This is a genomic window from Nonomuraea spiralis (assembly GCF_014648435.1).
GTDB lineage: Bacteria > Actinomycetota > Actinomycetes > Streptosporangiales > Streptosporangiaceae > Nonomuraea > Nonomuraea spiralis.
Map to the genome: position 1 here is coordinate 1 of NZ_BMRC01000043.1, position 21,519 is coordinate 21,519.

Genomic DNA, 21,519 nt, shown 5'->3' on the forward strand with positions numbered 1-21,519 from the left:
GCCACGCAAAACGCTCGGCTGGGAAACCCCAGCCGAGCGTCTCACCAAGCTCCTGGCACTCGCCAGTTGATCAATCAGTGTTGCGACGACCCCTTGACTTCACCTAGTCGAAAGGCGGGGTTTTCGCATGTCCGGGGCTACTTGGCCAGGTGACGGCTGATGACGAGGCGCTGGATCTGGTTGGTGCCCTCGAAGATTTGCATGATCTTGGCTTCGCGCATGTACCGTTCGACGCGGAACTCCCTCGTGTACCCGTAGCCGCCGAAGACCTGGACGGCGTCCGTCGTGACCTTCATGGCGGTGTCCGTGGCGACCAGTTTGGCCACGCTGGCCTGGCGGCCGTAGTCGAGGCCGGCGTCGCGTCGCCGGGCCGCGTCCAGGTACGTCGCCCGCGCGCTGTCCACCCCCGCCGCCATGTCGGCGAGCAGGAAGCCGAGGCCCTGGTGGTCGATGATGCGCTTGCCGAAGGTCTGCCGTTCCTTGGCGTAGGCGACGGCCTCGTCGAGGGCGGCCTGGGCGAGGCCCACGGCGCAGGCGGCGATGCCGAGCCGGCCGGAGTCGAGGGCGCTGAAGGCGATCTGCAGGCCCTGGCCCTCCTCGCCGATCAGCCGGTCGCCGTCGATGACGGCGCCGTCCCAGTGGGCGCTGGTGGTGGGCACGGCGTGCAGGCCCATCTTCTCCTCGGGCCGGCCGAACGTCAGCCCCTCGGCCGCGCCGGGCGCGAGGAAGCAGGAGATCCGGTCACCGGTACGGGCGAACAGGGCGTAGAAGTCGGCGATGCCGCCATGGGTGATCCACGCCTTGTTGCCGGTGATCCGGTAGTCGCCGGCCTCGGTGCGCTCGGCCCGGCAGGTGAGCGCGCCCGCGTCCGAGCCCGCCTGCGGCTCCGACAGGCTGTAGCCGCCGACGATCCGGCCGGCCAGCATGTCGGGCAGCCAGCGTTCGCGCTGCTCGGCGGTGCCGTACGCGGCCACGGGGAAGCAGGCCAGCGTGTGCACGCTCGTCGCCACCGCGACCGCCGCCCAGCGCGCGGCCAGTTCCTCGATCACCTGGAGGTACACCTCGTACGGCTGCCCGCCCCCGCCGAACTCCTCCGGGTAGGGCAGCCCGAGCAGCCCGGCCGCGCCGAGCGTCGCGAACAGCCCCTCCGGGTACGTCTCCGCGCGCTCGTGCTCGTCGACCCGGCGCGCGAGCTCCTTGTCGGCGATGTCGCGGGTCAGCTCGATCAGGTCCTTGGCGTCCTGGTCGGGGAGCAGGCGGTCAACGGTCACGGCGACTCCTTCGGTGCGGCTTCGGCGAGGCGGGCCAGGGCGGCCGCGGCGCGCTCACGGAACTCGGCGACCCGGGCGAGCTTGATGTCCTCGTACCCGCGGATCGACTCGGGGAGGCCGGCGAGCTCGGCCACGGCGTCGATCGTGCCGGGGGTCAGCCGGGCGAGTGCGGCGCGCATAAGATCACGATATTCGGTGACGAGTTCCCTTTCGACCCGGCGGACCTCCGCCTGGCCGAACACGTCGAACGCGGTCCCGCGCAGCACGCGCGCGGCACGCAGGCCGCGGAACAACACCGGCGCGCTGCGGCGCAGCCGGATCTTGCGCTTCATGCCCATGGCCCGCAGCAGCGGCGGGTGCAGCATCACGGACACGACCGCGTCGGGGCCGTACTCGCGGTCGCGCCTGGCCTGCTCGGCGGGGTCGAGGTGCAGGCGGGCGACCTCGTACTCGTCCTTGTAGGCCATCAGCTTGTGCAGGGAGCGGGCGTAGGCGAGCCCGACACGCGCGCCGGCCTCCTCCCCCGCGCGACCGACGGCCTCGGCGACCACGCGCCGGACGTCCTTCTCGTACGTACGGGCGTAGGTCTCGTTCTGGTAGCCGGCCAGGTCCGCCACCCGCAGGGCCAGCGTCTCCTCCAGGCCGGGCGCGGGCCGCTCGGCGGGTTCGGCGAGCACGGCCCGGCGTACCGCCTCACGGTCGGCGACGGCGGCGCGGCCCCAGCGGAAGGCCGCGAGGTTCTGCTCGACGGCGGCCTTGTTGAGCCTGATCGCCGCCTCGATCGAAGCGGCCGAGACGGGCAGGCAGCCGTGCTGGTACGCCGCCCCGACCAGCAGCATGTTGGCCGGCATGTGGTCCCCGAATAGCGCCTCGGCCAGCTCGTGGGCGTCGAGGTAGAGGTTGTCCGCGCCCTCCGTGGCCGACTCCAGCCTGACCACGGCGTCGGCGGAGGAGCCCGGCACGGCCACCCGTCCGGTGACCATGGCGGCGGTGGGCACGACGGAGGTGTTGACCACGGCGATCGTCCGGCCGGGCGCGGCGACGGCGAGGTTGGCGTCGGCGGCGGCCCCGAGCAGGTCGAACCCGAGCAGCACGTCGGCCGTGCCGCGCGAGGCGCGCACCGAGCCGTCCACGGGCCGCTTGGCGATGCGCACGTCGCTGACGACCGGGCCGCCCTTCTGCGCGAGCCCGGTCTGCTCGATGCCGGCGGCGTGCAGGCCGTCGAGGTGGGCGGCCATCTGGAGGATCTGCGAGACCGTGACGACCCCGGTGCCGCCGATGCCGGGCATGCGGATCAGCGTCTCGGCGTCGCCGTCGAGCCTGCCGACCGGCTCCGGCGGCCGCACCGGCAGGGACGGCGCCTCGCGCGGGGCCCTGGTGCCGGGCTCGACCAGCAGGAACGAGGGGCAGTCGCCCTTGAGGCAGCTCAGGTCGGAGTTGCACGACGGCTGGTGGATGCGGGTCTTACGGCCGTACTCGGTCTCGACGGGCTGCACGGACAGGCAGGTCGAGACGTCGCCGCAGTCGCCGCAGCCCTCGCAGACGCGCTCGTTGACCACGACCTTCGCCGTGGGGGTCGGCAGCTTGCCGCGCTTGCGCAGCCGACGTTCCTCGGCGGCGCACTTGTCGTCGTGCAGCAGGACGGTCACGCCGTCGAGCGCGGCCAGCTCGCGTTCGACGTCGGCGAGGTCGTCGCGGTGGCGCACCGACGCGATCGGCGCCAGCCGCACCCCCCGGTACGTCTCCGGCTCGGGCGTGGTGATCACGATCCTGCGCACGCCCTCCTCGGCCAGCGAGCGCGTGAGCGCGGGCACGTCGAGCCGCCCTTCCGCGCGCTGGCCGCCGGTCATGGCGACGGCGTCGTTGTAGAGCAGTTTGTACGTCATCGTCACCCCGGCCGCCACCGCGGCCCGCACGGCCAGGGAACCGGAGTGGTGGAAGGTGCCGTCACCGAGGTTCTGCACGAAATGCCGGTCCCGGGTGAACGGCGAGAGCCCGATCCACTGGGCCCCCTCGCCGCCCATCTGGGTGATGCCGACTTGGTTGCCGCGCCCGTGCCCGTCGAGGGCGATCATGGCGTGGCAGCCGATGCCGACGCCGACCAGGGTGTCGTCGGAGGTGCGGGTGGAGGAGTTGTGCGGGCAGCCGGAGCAGAAGTACGGCGTGCGCGCGGCGACCATCGGCAGCATGCGGCGCGGCCGGGGCGCGGCCAGGCGGGCCTCCTGGCGCGGGAGCCGGTCGGGGCCGAGGCAGGTGGCCAGGGCCTTGGCGACGTCCTCGGCGCCGAGGGTGCCGCGGGCGGTCAGCAGGTCCCGGCCCGAGACGGCGGGCGCGCGTTCGCCGCCGTAGAGCGCCTGCTTGAGCTGCCCTTCGAGGAACGGCACCTTGTCCTCGACCACCAGCACCCGGTCGAGGTCGGCGGTCATGGCGGCCAGGTCGGCCTCGGCCAGCGGGAACGGCATCCCGAGCCGGATCAGGCGCAGCCCGAGGTCCTCGGTGGCGCTCTCGTCGAGCCCGAGGTCGGCCAGGGCCCGCAGGACCACCGCGTACGTGGTGCCGGAGGCCAGGATGCCCAGCGTGGCGCGCGGCGCGTCGCGCATGACGCGGTTGAGGCCGTTCCTGCGGGCGTAGTCGCGGGCGAGTTCGAGTCTGCGGGTGAGCAGGTCGTACTCGGCGTCCAGGGCGGAGGGGCCGACCAGGATCGGTGACCTGCCGCGGTCGGCGTGGTCGGGCAGGGGGATGCCGTCGCGCAGCGTGCCCAGGTCGACGGTGGCCGAGGCGTCGGCGATGTCGGCGACGATCTTCAGGCCGGTCCACAGGCCGGTGGCGCGGGACAGGGCGACCGCGTGCAGGCCGAACTCGATGATCTCGCCGACCGAACCGGGCGCGAGCAGCGGCATCGACAGGCTCTGGCACATCGGCTCGCACGAGCTGGGCACCGTGGAGGACTTGCAGCCGGGGTCGTCGCCGATCCAGGCCACGGCGCCGCCGAGCGCGGCGGTGCCCGCCATGTTGCCGTGCCTGATGGCGTCGGCGGCGCGGTCGAGGCCGGGGTTCTTGCCGTACCAGAAGGCGGTGACGCCGTCGTGGCGGCGGCCGGGGACCTGGCCGAGAAGCTGCGTGCCGGCCACGGCGGTGGCGGCCAGCTCCTCGTTGAGGCCGGGGCGGAAGACGACGCCGGCCTCGTCCAGGAAGCGGGCCGCGCGGCCCATCTCCAGGTCCACGCCGCCCAGCGGCGAGCCCTGGTAGCCGGAGACGAAGGCCCTGGTGTCCAGGCCGCGTTCCCGGTCCAGGCGCCGCTGTTCGAGGGTCAGCCTGACGAGCGCCTGGATGCCGGAGATCAGCACCCGGCCGTCGGGCGCGGCGTACTTGTCGTCGAGCGACACGGTCGCGCTGTTCACGCTCACGCGAACCTCCTGGCGGGCAATGCGTTGGTGGGGATTCACAGCACAGCAACGGAGAGCTACTGTGCGCAAGTATCAGACGCGAAAGCATGAAGAAGACGCAAATAATGTGAGCCGGGCGTTTCTAGGACAGAAGATATTTGCGTCACTCAGGAGGTTTCTCACATGCCGGACATCGATGACATCGACCACCAGGTGCTCCGGCTGCTGCGCGAGGACGGCCGCCGGACCTTCTCCGAGATGGCCGACCAGGTCGGGTTGTCGGTGGCGGCGGTCAAACGGCGGGTGGACCGGCTCAGGGAGATCGGCGTGATCACGGGGTTCACCGTGCAGATCGACTACGCCAAGCTCGGGTGGGGCATCGAGGCGTTCACCGAGCTGCGCTATCCGGGGACCACTCCGGTGGGCGAGATCGTCCGTACGGCGACGGACGTGCCGGAGGTGCAGGCGGTGTTCACCATCGCCGGCGACCCCGACGCGCTGATCCACGTACGGGTGCGCGACCTCGGGCACCTCCAGCAGGTCATCGACCGCCTGCGCAGGGCCGGGAACGTCACCGGCACCAAGTCCCTCCTCGTCCTCGGCTCCTGGACCCGCGACGCCCTCGCCTGACCCGTCCCACAGCGAAGGGCGGCGCGGCGGTCCGGGCCGCCACGCCGCCCCGGGGTGAGCGGAGAACCGTCACCCCACCCGGCAGGAGACCGTGGGCCAGGTCCGGTTGCCGTTGTGCTGGATGGTGAAGCCGAAGGTGTTGCCGTTGCCGTTGGGCCGCATCGTCATGACGTTGCCGGTGCCGTCCCAGGTCGGGGTGCCGTTCCAGGTGGCGATGATCTTCTGCGGGCTGCGTACGGTCACGGTGACGATCCAGGAGTTCGTGCCGGAGACCGTGACCGAGAGGTTGAATCGGTCGCTCCACTGCTGGCCCGCGGAGACCGCCGCGGTGCAGGTGCCGCCGCCGGGCGGCGGGGAGGAGGGCGGGGTGGACGGGCCGCTCCCGTCGGGCGCGACGGCCCGGCCGGTCACCGGCGAGATCATGCCCGCGCACATGTTACGGCCGCGCAGGTTGGCGGCGATCTGCGGGATCGCGGCGATCGTCGTCGCGTAGTTGTCGTGCATGAGGATGATCTGGCCGTTCTGCAGCCTGCCCGCGGCCGCGACGATCTGGGCGGTGCTCGCGCCGTTCCAGTCCTGCGAGTCGACGTCCCAGATGATCTCGGTCAGGCCGAGTTGCTGCTCGACCGACTTGAGCGTGGCGTTGGTCTCCCCGTACGGGGGCCGGAACAACCTCGGGGCCGTACCGGTGGCCTGCTGGATCGCCTGCTGGGTGCGCTGCAACTCGGACTGGATCTGCGACGTGCTCATCTGGGTCAGGTGCGGGTGGGTCCAGCTGTGGTTGCCGATCCACATGCCCGCGCTCTGCTGCGCCCTGACCAGGGCCGGGTTGTTCTGCGCGTTCTGGCCGACGTTGAACATCGTGGCCCGCAGGCCGTTGGAGGTCAGCGCGTTGAGCAGGCTGGAGGTGGTGGCGGGGTTGGGCCCGTCGTCGTAGGTGAGGCCGACGTAGCCGCCGCCGCAGTCGGCGGCGGCGTTCGAAGGGGCGGTGGCCCAGGTCAGCGCGAGGCCCGCGGCGAGCGCGCAGGCGGCGCCCAGGACGAGCAGCTTTCTGATCATGGTCTTGCCTCCAAGGCGGGGAGGTACGCGAAGCTCGATCGTGAGTGTGAAGAGCCTTCCGAAACATGTCAACACACCACAGAAACTTTCAGCATCGAGGTCGAGGGACACCCGCTCCACGCTGCACACTCAGCACCCGAAAGTTTCGGGCGAGAGAAAGCTTCAGGCCGCTACCCCGGCCCATACGTAGATTTCCCGATGTTTTGCCTGCCCGATGTGCCTACTGTCGGCCCCATCCGTCGCCTTCCGAGCAAGGTGGGTTCATGCGTGCGCTGACCGTCCTCCTGTCCGGGCTCCTGCTGGCCACCACCCTCCACTCCCCCGCCGCCGCCACCATCGTGAAGAAGCCAGGTCCCGTCGTCCCCGACGTCGTCTACCAGCGGGCCGATTTCGCCGCCGGAGCGGGAGAGGGCACGTCCGCGGCTGACGGGCTGTCGTTCGCCTCCGCCGCCGGCACCACGTCCTACACCGACGCCCTCGGCACCAAGACCTGGGAGTACGCCCGCTGGACCGGCCCCGAGCGCACGGTCGGCTTCCCCGCCACCGAGCTGATCGCCTCCTGGACGGCCGACGTGCCCCGGGGAAGCTGGCTCCAGGTCGAGGCCAGGGCCAGGAACACCGCCGGCCTGAGCAAGTGGTACGTACTGGGCCGCTGGTCATACGCCGAGGGCGACATCCTGCGCACCTCGGTGCCCGGCCAGGGCGACGCGGACGCGTCCGTCGCCGTGGACACGCTGGTCGCGGCGGCCGGGCGGCAACTGTCGGCGTACCAGCTCCGCCTGACCCTCTACCGCACGCCGGGCTCGGCCGTGACGCCCCGGGTGCGCACGCTCGGCGCGATGGCCTCGAACGTGCCCGAGCGCAAGACCGTCCCGGTCAGTCCGGGCGGCGGCGCGTGGGGCGTCGAGCTGAACGTCCCGCGCCGCTCCCAGAACGTGCACGCCGGCCACTACCCCGAGTGGGACGGCGGCGGCGAGGCGTGGTGCAGCCCGACCTCGACCACGATGGTGCTCGGCTACTGGGACAAGTGGCCGAGCGCCGAGGACACCTCCTGGGTGGACCCGTCGGACCCGAACCCCGAGGTGGACCACGCCGCGCGCTACACCTACGACCACGCTTACCAGGGCGCGGGCAACTGGCCGTTCAACACCGCCTACGCCGGCCGGTACGGCCTGGACGGCTTCGTCACCCGCCTGCGCACCCTGACCGAGCTGGAGCGCCTGGTCAAGGCGGGCATCCCCGTGATCACCTCGCAGTCGTTCAAGAAGGGCGAGCTGCCCGGCGCCGGCTACGGCACGGACGGCCACCTCATGGTGATCGTCGGCTTCACCGCGACGGGCGACGTGATCGCCAACGACCCGGCCTCGTCGAGCAACGACGCCGTCCGCCACGTCTATCCCCGCGCCGCCTTCGAGAACGTGTGGCTGCGCAGCACCAGCAGCGGCGGCGTCGCCTACGTCATCCGGCCGGCCGGCCGCGCCCTGCCCGCGACGACGCCGGGACTGCCCGCCAACTGGTGACTCAGTCCAGGACCGGGTAGTTGGCGCGGAACACGCCGTGCGGGTCGCGCGAACGCTTGATCTCGCGCAGCCGGGCGAGCGCGGGCTCGGGGAACGCCTGCGCCGCCCGCTCGCCCGGCGACAGGAACGTGTACGGCTTGCGCCCGCTGACCCGGTCCCCCAGGGCGGCGACGACCGCGTCCTGCTTGGCCCGTACGGCCCGGGTCAGCTCGGGGCTGATCCCGGGCCCGAGCAGGTAGAGCAGGTACGGCTCGGCCAGCGCTCCCCCGGCGCCGCCCCCGGGCCGGGCCAGCGCGCCGCCCAGGTGCCTGATCTGCATGGTGACCAGCGGTTCGACCGGCTGGGCCAGCAAGATGTCCGCGGTGGAGGCGTCCAGGCCGGTCAGCAGCTCGGTCCGGGCCAGCGCGGGCGCCGGGTCGGTCGGCTCGGCGGTGATGGCGCCGAGGTCGGCCGTGGCCATGGCGGCCCGCGTGTCGCTCAGCACGCCGTCGATCTTGCCCAGGCGGCCCAGCAGGACCTCGGCCTCGCCCGCCTCGCCCAGGTAGGCCAGGTCCACGGTCACCATGGGGGGCGCCTTGGGGAACTGCACCCGGTTCAGCCACAGTGACAACTCGGGCGGCGCGTCGGCGGTCAGCTCGCGGAAGGCCGCGAACACCTCGGCCTCCTTGTGGCCGGGCCACATGACGCGTCCGCCGTACAGGGCGCGCTCGGCGTACAGGTCGAACTCGACGGCGGTGACCAGCGCGAAGTCGCCGCCGCCGCCGCGCAGCGCCCAGAACAGGTCGGGGTCGGACTCCTCGGTCACCCGTGCCGGCCGGCCCTCGGCGTCCACGACGTCGAAGGCGCGCACGCTGTCGGCCGCCCAGCCGTACCTGCGGCTGAACCAGCTCAGGCCGCCGCCGAGGGTGTAGCCGGTGACGGTCACGGTGGGGTTGCTCCCGGCCAGGCCGGTCAGGCCGTGCCGGCCCGCCTCGGCCTGCACCGTGCCCCAGTTCACGCCCGCCCCGGCGCGGGCGCGCCGCTCGCCGGGGTGGATCTCCAGCTCGTCCAGCCTGTTGGTACGCAGCAGGATCACGCCGCCGGACGTGCCGCTCGCGCCGTGCCCACGCGGCTGGGCCGAGACCGTCAGCCCCTCCTTCCGGGCGTGGCGGACCAGGGCGGCCACGTCACCGGCGTCGGCGGCCTCGACCACGGCGGCCACCGGCTGGTCCACGGTCAGGTTCCACGCCCTGGCCGCCGCCTCGAAACCCTCGTCGCCGGGCAGCCGGACGCGCCCCTCGACCGCGGTGCGCAGCTTGTCGTACGTCATCGCTCACTCCTTCGTGAAGACTCACCCACCTGACGACGCGGAACCGGGAAAGGTGACCACCGGGCCGGAAGTCACCTGTGAGAAGGCGGTCGGTGCCGCCCGTTAGGATGCCGCCATGGTCGCCCCTCGTCGTCGCTCAGCCGCCTGTATGACGAACCGGCGCGACGAAAGGTGACCGATGAACGCGCAAGCCGAGCTGGCCGAGCACTTCGACCGGACCAGGGCCCATCTGCGGGCGGTCGCGTACCGCATGCTCGGGTCGGCCGACGAGGCCGACGACGCCGTCCAGGAGACCTGGTTGCGTGCCGCCCGCGCCGACGCGGGCGAGGTGGCGAACGTGCCCGGCTGGCTGACCACGATCGTCGGCCGGATCTGCCTCGACATGTTGCGCGCCCGCGGGCGCAGGGACGAGCACCTCGTCGAATCGGAGCGGTTCGACCAGGTGAGCGTCCATGACGGCGATCCCGCCGACGAGGCGGTGCTGGCCGACTCGGTCGGGCTGGCCCTGCTCGTGGTGCTCGACACGCTGAGCCCCGCCGAGCGGGTCGCCTTCGTGCTGCACGACCTGTTCTCGGTGCCGTTCGTGGAGATCGGGCAGATCGTCGAGCGCTCCCCCGCCACGGCCAAGAAGCTGGCCAGCCGGGCCCGTCAGCGGGTCAACGGCACGCCCGTCCTGCCCGCCGCAGACCACGCCAGGCAGCGCAGGCTCGTGGCCGCCTTCCTCGCCGCGGCCCGCGCCGGCGACCTTCAGGCCCTGCTCGCCGTGCTCGCCCCCGACGTGCTGCACCGGTCCGACCTGCCGGGGTCGGCCGGGGAGCGGCGCGGGGCGCGTTCGGTGGCCGAGGGCACGCTCGCCGGCGCGGACGGCGCGCGCCTGGCCGGGGTGCTGCTCGTCGACGGCGTGCCGGGCATCGGCGTCCTGCGCGAGGGCCGGCTGTTCCTGGTCCTGCGGGTCACGGCGGACGGCGACCGCATCACCGGGATCGAGATCGTCTCCGACCCCGCCCGCTTGGCCGCCTTCGGCCTCGCCCTCGACGAGGAGGTGTCCCCGGCGGCCTGACCCGGGCGGGGGCGGCCGGGCCGGTCACTGGAAGAGCGCGTTCACCTGGGTGTTGGCGGCCGGGAGCGCGGTCTTGGAGTCCGCGGTGCCGAGCAGGACCGACGAGATCGCGGCGTCCATGATCTCGTTGATCTTGTCGGCGTTGTCGGTCACCGGCAGCAGGAACGTGCCGCCCTCCGCCTTGGCCTCGTCCACGAACGGCTGCACGTCGCGCCCGGCCGCCTTGTGCGCGGCCAGCGCCTTGTCGGAGGCCGTCGTGATGGCCGGCAGCACCTCGGTCGTCGCCGCGACCAGGTCCTGGCACTCCGAGGAGCCCACGAACCTGACCCACTGCCACGCCTCCTCCTTGTGCTCGGTGCCGGCGTAGATGGCGTCGGAGACGCCGTTGATCGGCGACCTGCGTCCCTGCGGCCCCTCGGGCAGCGGCGCGACGGCCAGGTCGAGCGTCTTGTTGTCCAGGTACGGCTTGGCCATCCACGACCCGGCCATGACCATCGCCGTCTTGCCCGACTGCAGCACCGCGTCGCCGCCGAGGGCCGACTGCTTGTCGTACGGGGGCGCGTACCCCTTCTTGATCAGCGAGGCGAACCAGTCGATCGTCTCGGCCAGCTTGGGGTCGTCGTAGAAGTACTTGCTGCCGAACGGGTTCTTGTCCAGGTACTTGAAGCCGTTGCCGGCCGCGAACCCGGCCCAGCCGGTCTGGCCGAGCGCGCCGGTGTTGTAGTCGGGCGCGATGCCGTAGACGGCCACGTGCTCCTTGTCGAAGGCGGGGTCGGTGCCCCTGCGGCCCCCGGCGTCCACGGTCAGCGCCGCGATGGCCTTCTCGAACGTGCCGCCGTCCTGCGGGTTCCAGGTCCAGCTCCCGAAGGAGGCGGGGTCCAGCCCGGCCTTCTTGACCTGGTCCTTGTTGTAGAAGACGCCGATGGTGTCCCAGTCGAGGGGCAGGCCGTAGCGTTTGCCGTCGCGTACCCAGATGTCGGCCAGGCCCTTCTGGTACTGGCCGAGGTCCACCTTGTCGCGGGCGACGAACTCGGAGATGTCCAGGAGCTGGTTGTTCTTGGCGAACTGCGGATAGTAGGCCACCGAGTCGCGGAACACGTCGGGGGCCGTACCGGAGACGACCTGCGTGGTCAGGTTCTGCCAGTACTGCGCCCACGCCACCGAGCTGAGCTTGACGGTGATGTTCGGGTTCTTCTTCGTGAACGCGTCGGCGCACTGCTTGTACGCCGGCACCTGGCTCTCCACCCACATCATGTAGCTGAGCTCGACGGGCCCGTCGCTCTTCCCCGAGGACGACGAGCAGGCGGAGGCGGCGAGGGTGAGGAGTCCGGCGAGGGTCGCCAATGCTTTCCTGGACATGGGGGGTCCTTACTTACTTGATGCCGGTGAAGTTGAGCGAGCTGGCCAGCCGCCTGCCGAAAACCAGCAGGAGCAGCAGGACGGGGATGACGGAGAGGGTGGAGCCGGCCATCAGGCCCGTCCAGTCGGGGCGGGCGTTCGGCGACTGCTGGAGGAACACCCCGAGTGCCACCGTAAGCACCCGGTTGTCCTCCTCCTGGCCGACGAGCAGCGGCCAGAGGTAGTCCTTCCAGGCGTACACGCCGTTGATCAGGGCGATGGTGATGAGCGGCCCCTTCGACATGGGCAGCGCGACCCGCCAGAAGACGCCCCACACCCCGGCGCCGTCGATGACGGCGGCCTCCTCGACCTCGCGCGGCAGCGACAGGAAGAACTGCCTCAGGAAGAAGACGGTGAACGGGGTCATCAGCAGGATCGGCGCCACGAGCCCGGCGAACGTGTTGAGCAGCCCCAGGTTGCGGACGAGGGCGAAGTTCGGCAGCAGCGTGAAGATCGGCGGGACCATCAGCGCCGAGACGAACACCGAGAACAGCGCCTCCCGGCCGCGGAAACGCAGGCGGGCCAGCGCGTACCCGGCCATGGCGCACGACAACGTCTGCACGGCGACCACGACCGTCGTGTAGATGACCGAGTTGCGCAGGTAGAGCACGAAATCGAGGGACGCGCCCGAGCCGCCCGCCGCCTGCGCCTCGGCGATGGTCGACAGGCCGAGGACACGCTTGAAGTTCGCCCAGGTGAAGTGCTGCGGGAAGAGCGAGAAGTTGTCGGAGAAGAGGTGGTTGGCATCCGTGAGGGCGGTCCGGACCATCCAGTAGAACGGGAACACGGTCACCAGAACGGCCAGCCCCAGCACGGCCCAGGCCACGATCCTGCCGGTACGCATGACGCGCGCCCCCTAACCGAGGTCCGAGTCGGACGCGCGCATCAGGCGCATCTGCACGTAGGTGAGGGCGCCGAGGATCAGCACCAGGCTGAGCGCCATGGCCGCCGCGTAGCCCATGCGGAAGTGGGTGAACGCCTCCTGGTAGATGTAGTAGTAGATGACCTTGGTGGCGTTGACCGGGCCGCCCCTGGTGGCGACGGCGATGGTGTCGAAGATCTGGAAGCAGCCGATCACCGAGACGACCAGTACGAGCGCCAGCACCGGCCGCAGCAGCGGCAGCGTGACCCGGAAGAACGTGCGGATCTCGCCGGCGCCGTCCATGGCGGCGGCCTCGTACACCGAGTTCGGGATCTGCAGCATGCCCGCGTACAGCAGCAGGGCGACGTACCCGACCGAGGCCCACGTGGTCACGGCCGCGACGCTCGGCATGGCCTCGCCGGGCGCGTTGAAGAACCCGTGCGTGGACAGGCCCATGCCGTCGAGCAGCTGGTTGACGAAGCCCAGGTTGGCGTCCAGCAACCACAACCACAGCAGCGCGGTGGCCACGTTCGGCACCAGCCAGGGCAGCAGCAGCGTGGCGCGCAGCACGACCGACTTGGTCAGCCGGTGCATGAGCGCGGCCAGCAGCAGCGCCAGCGTGAGCTGCCCCACCAGGTTGAGCACGGTGTTGTAGCCGGTGAGCAGCAGCGCCTTCCAGAACAGCGGGTCGGTGGCCAGCTCGGCGTAGTTCGCCAGGCCGACGAACCCGGGCTCCGACAGCAGGTTCCAGTCGGTCGCCGACAACCACAGGCCGCGGACGCTGGGGTAGATGTAGAAGGCCGCGAACCCGGCCAGCGCGGGGAGCAGGAACAGCAGCGCGTGCCGTCCCTGCCCGCCCTCCGCGCTGTGCCGCCGTACGGTCCGGAGGACCGCCGTCATGCCAGCCTCGGCACGAGCCGCAGCGCGTTGCGCGCGTACACCTGCTCCAGCACGTCGTCGGGCAGGTCGAGCCCGGAGATCGTCCAGCGGCCCATCAGCGGCGGATCGTCCAGCGAGTGCGCGAACGCCTCGTCGTCGGTCTCCATGAACCGGAAGTGGAGGCGGTAGATGTCCCGGTGCGGCGGGATCTCGTCGGTGCCGAACAACACCCGGCCGGGGTGGCGGAGCATCAGCGCGCGCGTGGCGCGCGGCTGGCGTCCCAGCTCGGCGACGCGCGCCGCGATGTCGATGTGGAAGTTCGGGTACGCGTCCAGCATCCGCCCGGCGAACCCCAGGTTCTCCGGCCAGCACCCGGCGTGCACCCCGATCACGGTCGTGGCCGGATGCCGGGCGACCATCCCCTCCATGGCCTCCATGAGCCGCTCGAACGACGGGAACCCGGGCCCGGAGAAGTTCCAGTCGGGCCGGGCGGCCAGCAGTTCGAGGCGTTCGTTGCGCTCGTCCATGGGCTCGAAGAAGGCGACCGGGTCGGCGGTGTGCAACGCGATCGGGATGCCCGCCTCGCCCACGGCGGCCCACAGCGGGTCGAGCCGGGGGTCGTCGAGCATGACCAGCTCGCCCTTGTGGTCGCGGACGCGCAGCCCGACGTCCTTCCACACCTTCAGCCCGGCCGCGCCCTCGGCCACCGACCGGCGTACCTGCGCGGCCAGCCGCTCGCCGAAGCCGGGCACGGCGGTCTCGGACCAGTCGACGTGGCAGAACGTGGCGAAGCGGCCCGGGTGGGCGGCGTCGTAGCGTTCGATGTTCTCGGCCAGCTCCCGGCCCCAGCGGCCGTCGAGGTTGACCATGCCGCGCAGGTTCAGCTCGTCCATCATGCCGATCAGGGCGGGGACGTCCTCGACCATCCAGCCGCCGTCCTCGGTCAGCCAGCGTCCGAGGTGGATGTGGGCGTCCACGACGGGCACCCTGGCGCGGTCGACCTCGTGGACGGCCACGCGGAGCTGGGACACCGGCCGGTAGCGGGACAACGGCAGGTCGGCGTCGCACACGGTCATCCCCTGATGCCTTCGGGCAGCAGCTCGCCGTGGGCCTCGATCAGGGCGTCCACCAGCTCGCGGACCTTGCGTACCGGGAGGGTGGCGGCGGTGTTGGGGTCGAGCAGCGCAGCCTGGTAGACGTGGTCGCGCCGCCCCTCCAGGGCCGCCTTGACGGTCAGCTCGCCGACGCTGAGGAAGGCCCGGTTGAGCGCGGCGACCTGGGCGGGCAGCTCGCCGACGAGCACCGGCTGCACGCCGGACCGGTCGACGTGGCAGGGCACCTCGACGGTCGCCTCCGGGGGCAGGTTGGAGATCAGGCCGCCGTTGCGCACGTTGCCGTGGATCATCCTGCGGGTGCCGGTCTCCATCGAGTGGATGGCCAGCGAGGCCAGCTCCTCGCCGCGCTCGATCGGCACGCCCCGGCCCGCCTCCAGCGAGCTCTTGTACTCCTCGTACTCCTCGTAGCCTTCGGCCAGCCACTCCAGGTAGACGTTGATCGGGATGCGGTACCGTTCGACCTCCTCGGCGTGCGGGAGGAACCACGGCAGGTACTCCGAGCCGTGCTCGGAGGACTCGGTCGGGAAGTAGCCGAAGTTGCGGTAGACCTCGACGCGCACCCGCCGCCGCAGCTCCGGGTCCCGCTCGATCAGCTCGTCGAGCCGCCGGTAGAGGTTCTCCCCGTCGCGCTCGAAGCGCAGCACGAACGCCTGGTGGTTGACGCCCGCGGTGAGGAAGGAGATCTCCTCCTCCGGTACGCCGACCATCCTGGCCAGCGTCTGCTGGGTGTCGCGCGCGGCGTGGCAGACGCCCACGACGTTCTTGAACGGGGTGCCGGCGTAGACCGACCACGGGATCATCGACATCGGGTTGGTGTAGGTGAACAACACCGAGTCCGGGGCCAGTTCGGCCAGGTCGTCGCCGATGCCGACCATGACCGGGATCGTGCGCAGGGCGCGGAAGATGCCGCCGATGCCGAGGGTGTCGCCGATCGTCTGGCGCACGCCGTACGCGGCGGGGATCTCCAGGTCGCGCTTGACCGCCTCCAGGCCGCCCACGGCGATCTCGTTGATCACGTAATCGGCGCCCTCGACGGCGGCCCTGCGGTCGGCGTACGCCTCGATCTTCGCGCCGATGCCCAGCTCGCCGACCATCCAGCGGGCCATCGCCTCGGCGGTGTCGAGCCGGGCCTGGTCGATGTCGTGGAGCACGATCGTGGACTCGGATAGTTCAGGAAATGTCAGGATGTCTGAGAGCAGGTTCTTGGCGAACGTGATGCTTCCGGCGCCCACCAGGACGATGCGGGCCATGGGTTACCTCGATTCCGGGGTCAGCAGAGCTTTGACGGGGATGGCCTGGCCGTTCATCAGCCGGGTGAAGACCTCGGCGCCCTCTTCGAGGGGGAAGGTCTCGACCCAGCTCAGGTCCCAGCCGGCGACCAGGTCGACGGCCGTGGCGAAGTCGGCCGCGTCGTAGGCGAAGGAACCCAGGACGCGCTTCTCGCCGCGTACCAGGTCGGCGGCGTCGTAGCCGGCCACGTGGTCGAGCAGGCCCAGCCAGACGGCCGCGCCGCCGGGGCGCAGGCGGGACAGGGACTGCTCGTGGGTCGCGGCGGCGCCCACGGCGTCGAAGATCACGTCGTACTCGCCGGTCAGCTCCGCGCCGGCCGCGACGCCGCCGAGCCGGGCGGCGACGGCCAGCCGCTCGGGCGAGCGGTCGGCCACGTCCACGGAGGCGGCGCCGCCGGACAGGGCGGTCAGCAGGCAGGTCAGCCCGATGGCGCCGGCCCCGATCACGCCCACGCGCGCCCCGGCCGGCCGCCCGGCCAGCCCCCAGGCGTGCACGGCGTTCGCCGCCGGCTCCACCACGCCGGCGGCGGTCCAGCCGAGGCCGTCGGGCAGCGGCACCACGGCGGCGGCCGGCACCGCGACGCGCTCGGCGAAGGCGCCCGGCCGGTGCACGCCGACGATCTGCCGTTTCCTGCAGACGTTGGGCCGCCCGATCAGGCACACGTCGCAGGCGCCGCACGACAGGATCGGGTTGACCGTCACCGCCCGCCCGTCGTCGGTGCGCCCGGCGAACTCGTGCCCCATCACCAGCGGCGGCACCCGGAACCCGGGGGTCTTCACCCCGTGCAGCTCACTGCCGCAGATGCCGGAGGTGACCACGTGCACCAGCACCTCGTCCGGCCCGGCCACGGGCTCCGGCACGTCCTGCGGCTCCACGACGCCGGGCCCGGTGAAGACCAGAGCCCTCACGAGAGCCCGCCGGCGGTCGAATGCGCGCGTTCGTTCAAGATCCCATCCTATTCCGTCATACAGAATGTCATTCCGAACTGGCGCTAGGAGACCACTGGGACGAAGAGCGTGTCAAGGGTTGGGGGCGAACTCCCAGGAGGAACGGGCACCTGGCCACACCCCGAGGAGCACGCCAGAACGGCCGGGCCAGGGGCGATGTCCTCGGACTATGCCCTTCGGCCCGACCGTTCCACGCTATTCCGAATCATGGAAAGCCGGTTTGGCTGGCAGAATCAGCTCAGCAGGACCGGCACCGCCAGCGGCCCCTCGGTGATGAGCGACGACGTGTACGCGATCTCGTCGGGCCCGACCGCCAGGCGCAACCCGGGGAACCTGGCGAACAGCGACGACAACGCGATCCGCGCCTCCAGCCGGGCCAGCGGCGCCCCCAGGCAGAAGTGCGGGCCCCGGCCGAAGCCCAGATGCCCCTCCTTGGCCTTGCCGAGGTCGAAGCTGTCGGCGTCCGGGCCGTAGCGGGCCGGGTCGGTGCCCGCGCCGGTGAGCCCGATGATGACCGGCTGACCGGCCGGGATCGTCGTGCCGGCGACGGTGACGTCCTTGAGCGGGTAGCGGAACACCATGCCGACGACCGAGTTGCGGCTGCGCAGCGCCTCCTCCACCACCTGCTCCCAGGCGTCCTCCGAACGGACGCGGTCGAGCTGGGCGGGATCGGCGCACAGGGCGACGACCGTCTTCGCGATCAGGTGCACGGTGGTCTCGTGGCCGGCGATGAGCACGACCCACAGGATCCACAACATCTCGTTCTCGGACAGGCGGTCGCCGTCGTCCTCGTGGGCGCGGATGAGGCCGGTGGTCAGGTCGTCCCCAGGCTCCTGGCGCCGGCGCGCGATGAAGGCCGCCAGGTAGCCGAGCAGCGCCCCGGCCGCCGCGTTCACCGCGTCGGGGGCGGCGGCGTGCGACAGCAGCACGCCGGTCCACTCGCGGATCTGGGCCCGCTCGTCCTCGGGCACGCCGAACAGCTCGCAGATCACCGCGACCGGCAGCGGCTCGCTGAAGGCGCGTACGAGGTCGACCTCGCCGTCCCGCTCGGCCATCCGGTCGAGCAGGTCGTCGGTCATCTGCTGGACGCGCGGCGCGAGCCCGGCCACCCGGGCCGGCGTGAAGGCCCGGTTGATCAGGCCGCGCAGCCGCCGGTGGTCGGCGCCGTCCTTGGTCAGCAGGTGGTCGCCCTCGACGACCTGGCGCAGCGGCCAGTCGGCCGGGACCGTGCCGTCGTGCAGCCCGGCGAAGTTCCTGGCGTCCTTGCTGAAGAGCGTCTCGTCGTTGGCCAGCACCTCCTCCGTCGCCTCGTAGGAGGTCACCAGCCAGCCGGTCACCTCCCCGGGGAGCAGGACGCGCAGCACCGGGCCGTGCGCGTCCCGCAGGCGGCGGATCGTCTCGGACGTCCGCTCGCCGGGAACCGGGAACGGAAGTGCAGGCGTTTCCAATGCAGCCTCCCATATGCGGATGTCCCCCCACTCTCGGTGGTAAGCCCTCCTGATCCAAGACAGGAGGCTGTCACCGTCAGGCAGGCAACATCTGTCCCTCCCGCCACATAGGAGCCCCAGGTGGGTCAGACGTTCGGCAGCCCCTCACCCTCCGGCTCCAGCGCGTACGCGATGCCGGCGTCGAGGTCGCCGTCGTACCCGGCGCGGAACGCCGACTCGTACACGTCGTCGCCCAGGGACTCGCGCGCCTGCCGCTCGCAGTCCTGCCGGGCCGCCACCCAGGCCGGGACGCTGGCCTGCGCCTGCCCATGGGTGCTCCAGATCCGCTGGGCCAGCCCCAGCAGCCGGGCCGCCCGCTCCGACCGTCCTGCGGCCCCCGCGCCGAGCGCCAGCAGGTCGACGGTCAGCCCGATCCCGAAGTTGTCGTGCAGCCTGCGCTTGGTACGCAACGCCGCCTGCCCGTAGGCGACCGCCGCGTCCAGGCGCCCGCGGGCCAGTTCGGCCTGGCCGCGCAGCAGGTCGCCGTGGGAGCGCATCGACTGCTCGCCGCGCTGGTCGCACAGGGCCCGCAGATCCTCCAGCACCGAGATCGCCTCGTCGGCCCGGCCGCCGACGGTGTGCGCGACCGCCCGGCACATCAACGCCAGCAGGCCCGCGATCGTCAGGTCGCCGTCGCTCCAGCGCATCACGTACGCCGGTTCCGACTCGACCATGGCCAGTTCCAGGTCGCCGCGGATCACGCCGACCGCCGAGCGCAGTGCTTTGACGCACAGCGCGGCGAAGGCGTCGTCGTCGTCCGCGGCGGCCTCGCACTCGTCGGCCCGCGCCTCGGTGGCGGCGGCGTCCCCCTGGGTGGCCGCGAGCAGGCCGTCGGCCCACAGGGCGCGGGCGCGGGCCGTTCCGGGGGCGGGGTCGAGGGCCAGCGCCTGGCCGAGGTAGTGGCGGCCCTCCTTGGCGTAGCCGCAGCCGTACCAGAAGAACGCCAGCGTGCCGGCCAGGTCGAGGGCGGCCCGGCCGTCCCGCTCGCCGAGCGCGCTCTCCAGCGCGGCGCGCAGGTTGTCGTGCTCGCCGACCATCCGGTCGTACCAGGCCGGCTGGCCGGCGCCGAGCCAGCCGGCGGCGCCGCGTACGGCCAGGTCCTGGTAGTGCTCGCGGTGCCGGCGGCGCAGTTCCTCCTCCTCACCGAGGCCGCGCAGCCATCCGGCGCCGTACTCGCGCAGGGTGTCGAGCATGCGGTAACGCTCGCCCGAGCCGGTCGGCAGCCAGGTCAGGATCGACTCGTCGGCCAGGGCGTCGAGCAGCAGCCCGACGTCGGCCTCCGGCAGCCGCTCGTCGGCGCACACCTGGCGCACCGCCTCGGCGTCGAAGTCACCGGCGAACACCGACACCCGCGCCCACAGCAGGCGTTCGGCGGGCTCGCACAGCTCGTGGCTCCACCCGACGGCGGTGCGCAACGCCTGGTGCCAGGGCGGGTCGGCCTCCTGGTCGAGCACCTGGTCGTCCTCCAGCGTGGCGAAGCGGTCCTCCAGCCGGTCGGCCAGATGGCCCAGCGGCAGGTCGCGCAGCCGGGCCGCGGCCAGCTCGATCGCCAGCGGGATGCCTTCGAGCCGGCGGCACAACCGTACGACGTCGTCGCGGTTGGTGTCGGTGACCTCGAAGGTCGGCATCGTCTCGGTGGCCCGTTCGACCAGCAGCGTCACGGCGTCCTGGCCGCGCAGCGCGGTGGCGCCCGGCGCCGGCACGGGCAGCGGCTCGACCACGATCACCAGCTCGGGGTCCACCTCCAGCGCCCGCCGGCTGGTGGCCAGGACGTGCAGCCCCGGCACCGCGGCGAGCAGCGTCTCGACGGTCACCGCGCAGGCGCCCACCAGGTGCTCGCAGGTGTCGAGCACGAGCAGCACCTCACGGCCGAACAGGTGCTCGGCCAGCACCTCGGCCATGGGCCTCGTGGTCTGGTCGGTGAGCCGCAGCGCCTCGGCGATGGCGTGCGGCAGCAGGGTCCCGTCGTCCAGCGGAGACAGCTCCACCAGCCAGGCCCCGCCGGTGAACGCGGACCGCAGATCGGCGGCGGCGCGCAGGGCCAGGCGGGTCTTGCCCACTCCGCCCACCCCGGTCAGGGTCACCATCCGGGAGCGCCGGCACGCCCGCCGCACCTGCTCCAACTCGTTTTCTCGGCCGATCAGGCTCGTGAGTTCCGCTGGGAGGTTGCCCGCCTGCCAGTTACCTGCCATCGTGATCGCCACCTATCGGATGAAGTTGTGACAGCAGCTTGCCGGAAGCTGATGCGCTCCGTCACTAAAAGTGAGAAAGTAGCTACTCCTACTGTTCGCCCCGTCCGGAAAGAAGAAGCCGATAGCCGGAGACACACCATGCGTTCACAGCGAGGCTGGTTCCTGCTGTTCCTGCTGGTCGAAGTGGTTGTCGCGCTGTTCGCCACCTTCGGTGGCGCCGATTTCGACCCTCTGACGGGCCTGCTCGTCCTGGCCGCCGCGGGCGGCTGGACGTTGGTGACCATCCGGGCCCAGCGCGAACAGGAGAACGAACTCGTCCGGGTTCGCCAGATCGCCGAGCTCGCCCAGCAGGCGGTCGTCCGGCCCCTGCCGCCCCGGCTCGGCGGCGTCAGCCTGGCCGTCCACACCCGTTCGGCCAACGACCAGTCGCTGGTCGGCGGCGACCTGCACGACGCGCTGGTCGCGCCCTCCGGCGTACGGGTCATCGTCGGGGACGCCAAGGGCAAGGGCATGGAGGCCGCCCACCTCAGCGCCGTCGTGCTGGCCGCCTTCCGCCGGCACGCGGCCGCCGCGCCCGACCTGGTGACGCTGGCCGGGGCGCTCGACGCCGAACTCTTCCCGCACCTCGGCGAGGAGGACTTCGTGACCGTCCTGCTGGCCGAGTTCGCGCCCGGCGAGGTACGCCTGGTCAACTGCGGCCACCCGGCGCCCCTGCGGATCGGCCACCGCCTGGAGGCGCTGGAGCCGCCCGAGCCCTCGCCGCCGCTGGGCCTCGGCCCCGACCCGCGGATGCGCCGCGCCGGTCTCGGCCTCTCCCAGCGGCTGCTGCTCTACACCGACGGCCTGTCCGAGGCCAGGGACGCCGACGGCGTCGAGTTCCCGCTCGACCACCACGTCAGGCACGCCCTGGCCGCGCCGGGCCTCGACCACGCGCTGCCCAATCTCCTCGACCTGCTCGACGAGCACGCCGGCGACCTGCGGGACGACCTGACGCTCGTGCTGGCGCAGCCCGTCCCCGTGCCCGATCCGGCCGAGCGGGTGCCGGGCCCGGCGCCGGGTGACCTGGGCGTCACCGTCCTGCCGGCCGACTCGGGCAACGAGCGCCCGTAGCGCG

General features: G+C 72.0%; 16 protein-coding genes. 4 read left to right on the forward strand and 12 right to left on the reverse strand.

Going from position 1 to position 21,519, the window contains the following annotated elements:
* Nucleotides 1–137: 137 nt before the first annotated feature.
* Both IEZ27_RS48935 and IEZ27_RS48940 read right to left on the reverse strand, forming a co-directional pair.
* On the reverse strand, nucleotides 138–1,271 hold the full coding sequence (locus tag IEZ27_RS48935) for an acyl-CoA dehydrogenase family protein (protein WP_189653526.1): 1,134 nt from the start codon (nucleotides 1,269–1,271) through the stop codon (nucleotides 138–140).
* Nucleotides 1,268–4,717 (reverse strand): indolepyruvate ferredoxin oxidoreductase family protein, encoded by a 3,450-nt coding sequence (locus tag IEZ27_RS48940; protein WP_268246133.1) that lies wholly within the window; start codon nucleotides 4,715–4,717, stop codon nucleotides 1,268–1,270. Before IEZ27_RS48940 ends, IEZ27_RS48935 begins: the two co-directional genes overlap by 4 nt.
* A gap of 123 nt (nucleotides 4,718–4,840) precedes the next feature.
* Here IEZ27_RS48940 and IEZ27_RS48945 point away from each other — a divergent pair, with 123 nt between their 5' ends.
* Complete coding sequence (locus IEZ27_RS48945; RefSeq protein WP_189653528.1) at nucleotides 4,841–5,287, forward strand: Lrp/AsnC family transcriptional regulator; 447 nt, start codon at nucleotides 4,841–4,843, stop codon at nucleotides 5,285–5,287.
* A gap of 69 nt (nucleotides 5,288–5,356) precedes the next feature.
* Here the strand turns inward: IEZ27_RS48945 and IEZ27_RS48950 are convergent, their stop codons facing one another.
* The gene (locus IEZ27_RS48950) at nucleotides 5,357–6,346 is read right to left on the reverse strand and encodes a polysaccharide deacetylase family protein (protein WP_189653529.1); all 990 of its coding nucleotides are present in this window, start codon (nucleotides 6,344–6,346) and stop codon (nucleotides 5,357–5,359) included.
* Between the two features lie 263 nt (nucleotides 6,347–6,609).
* On the opposite strand from IEZ27_RS48950, the gene IEZ27_RS48955 reads away from it, so the two are divergent.
* A complete protein-coding gene (locus IEZ27_RS48955) occupies nucleotides 6,610–7,866 on the forward strand; it encodes a C39 family peptidase (RefSeq protein ID WP_189653530.1) in 1,257 nt (418 codons plus the stop codon).
* A gap of 1 nt (nucleotide 7,867) precedes the next feature.
* Here IEZ27_RS48955 and IEZ27_RS48960 read toward each other — a convergent pair whose 3' ends face one another.
* Nucleotides 7,868–9,175 (reverse strand): FAD-binding oxidoreductase, encoded by a 1,308-nt coding sequence (locus IEZ27_RS48960; RefSeq protein ID WP_189653531.1) that lies wholly within the window; start codon nucleotides 9,173–9,175, stop codon nucleotides 7,868–7,870.
* 178 nt (nucleotides 9,176–9,353) lie between these two features.
* Here IEZ27_RS48960 and IEZ27_RS48965 point away from each other — a divergent pair, with 178 nt between their 5' ends.
* Nucleotides 9,354–10,235, forward strand: coding sequence for a sigma-70 family RNA polymerase sigma factor (locus IEZ27_RS48965; protein ID WP_189653532.1), 882 nt, complete (start codon nucleotides 9,354–9,356; stop codon nucleotides 10,233–10,235).
* Nucleotides 10,236–10,259: 24 nt separating this feature from the next.
* On the opposite strand, the gene IEZ27_RS48970 is transcribed toward IEZ27_RS48965, so the two are convergent.
* The 8 genes from IEZ27_RS48970 to IEZ27_RS49005 form a co-directional block, all read right to left on the reverse strand.
* A complete protein-coding gene (locus IEZ27_RS48970; RefSeq protein ID WP_189653533.1) occupies nucleotides 10,260–11,594 on the reverse strand; it encodes an ABC transporter substrate-binding protein in 1,335 nt (444 codons plus the stop codon).
* A gap of 13 nt (nucleotides 11,595–11,607) precedes the next feature.
* On the reverse strand, nucleotides 11,608–12,477 hold the full coding sequence (locus IEZ27_RS48975) for a carbohydrate ABC transporter permease (protein WP_189653534.1): 870 nt from the start codon (nucleotides 12,475–12,477) through the stop codon (nucleotides 11,608–11,610).
* A gap of 12 nt (nucleotides 12,478–12,489) precedes the next feature.
* On the reverse strand, nucleotides 12,490–13,395 hold the full coding sequence (locus IEZ27_RS48980) for a carbohydrate ABC transporter permease (protein WP_189653535.1): 906 nt from the start codon (nucleotides 13,393–13,395) through the stop codon (nucleotides 12,490–12,492).
* A complete protein-coding gene (locus IEZ27_RS48985; RefSeq protein WP_189653536.1) occupies nucleotides 13,392–14,450 on the reverse strand; it encodes an amidohydrolase family protein in 1,059 nt (352 codons plus the stop codon). The genes IEZ27_RS48980 and IEZ27_RS48985 overlap by 4 nt, the downstream gene beginning before the upstream one ends.
* Entirely contained in the window at nucleotides 14,447–15,739 is a 1,293-nt protein-coding gene (gene melA / locus IEZ27_RS48990) for an alpha-galactosidase (RefSeq protein WP_189653537.1), read from the reverse strand. The genes IEZ27_RS48985 and melA overlap by 4 nt, the downstream gene beginning before the upstream one ends.
* A 3-nt stretch (nucleotides 15,740–15,742) precedes the next feature.
* Nucleotides 15,743–16,687 (reverse strand): alcohol dehydrogenase catalytic domain-containing protein, encoded by a 945-nt coding sequence (locus tag IEZ27_RS48995; RefSeq protein WP_189653538.1) that lies wholly within the window; start codon nucleotides 16,685–16,687, stop codon nucleotides 15,743–15,745.
* A gap of 272 nt (nucleotides 16,688–16,959) precedes the next feature.
* Nucleotides 16,960–18,174 (reverse strand): cytochrome P450 family protein, encoded by a 1,215-nt coding sequence (locus IEZ27_RS49000; protein WP_189653539.1) that lies wholly within the window; start codon nucleotides 18,172–18,174, stop codon nucleotides 16,960–16,962.
* A 125-nt stretch (nucleotides 18,175–18,299) separates the two neighbouring features.
* Entirely contained in the window at nucleotides 18,300–20,405 is a 2,106-nt protein-coding gene (locus tag IEZ27_RS49005; RefSeq protein WP_189653540.1) for an ATP-binding protein, read from the reverse strand.
* Between the two features lie 138 nt (nucleotides 20,406–20,543).
* Between IEZ27_RS49005 and IEZ27_RS49010 the strand changes: the two genes are divergently transcribed.
* Nucleotides 20,544–21,515: a PP2C family protein-serine/threonine phosphatase gene (locus IEZ27_RS49010; RefSeq protein ID WP_189653541.1), complete on the forward strand. Its 972-nt coding sequence runs from the start codon at nucleotides 20,544–20,546 to the stop codon at nucleotides 21,513–21,515.
* Nucleotides 21,516–21,519 lie beyond the last annotated feature (4 nt).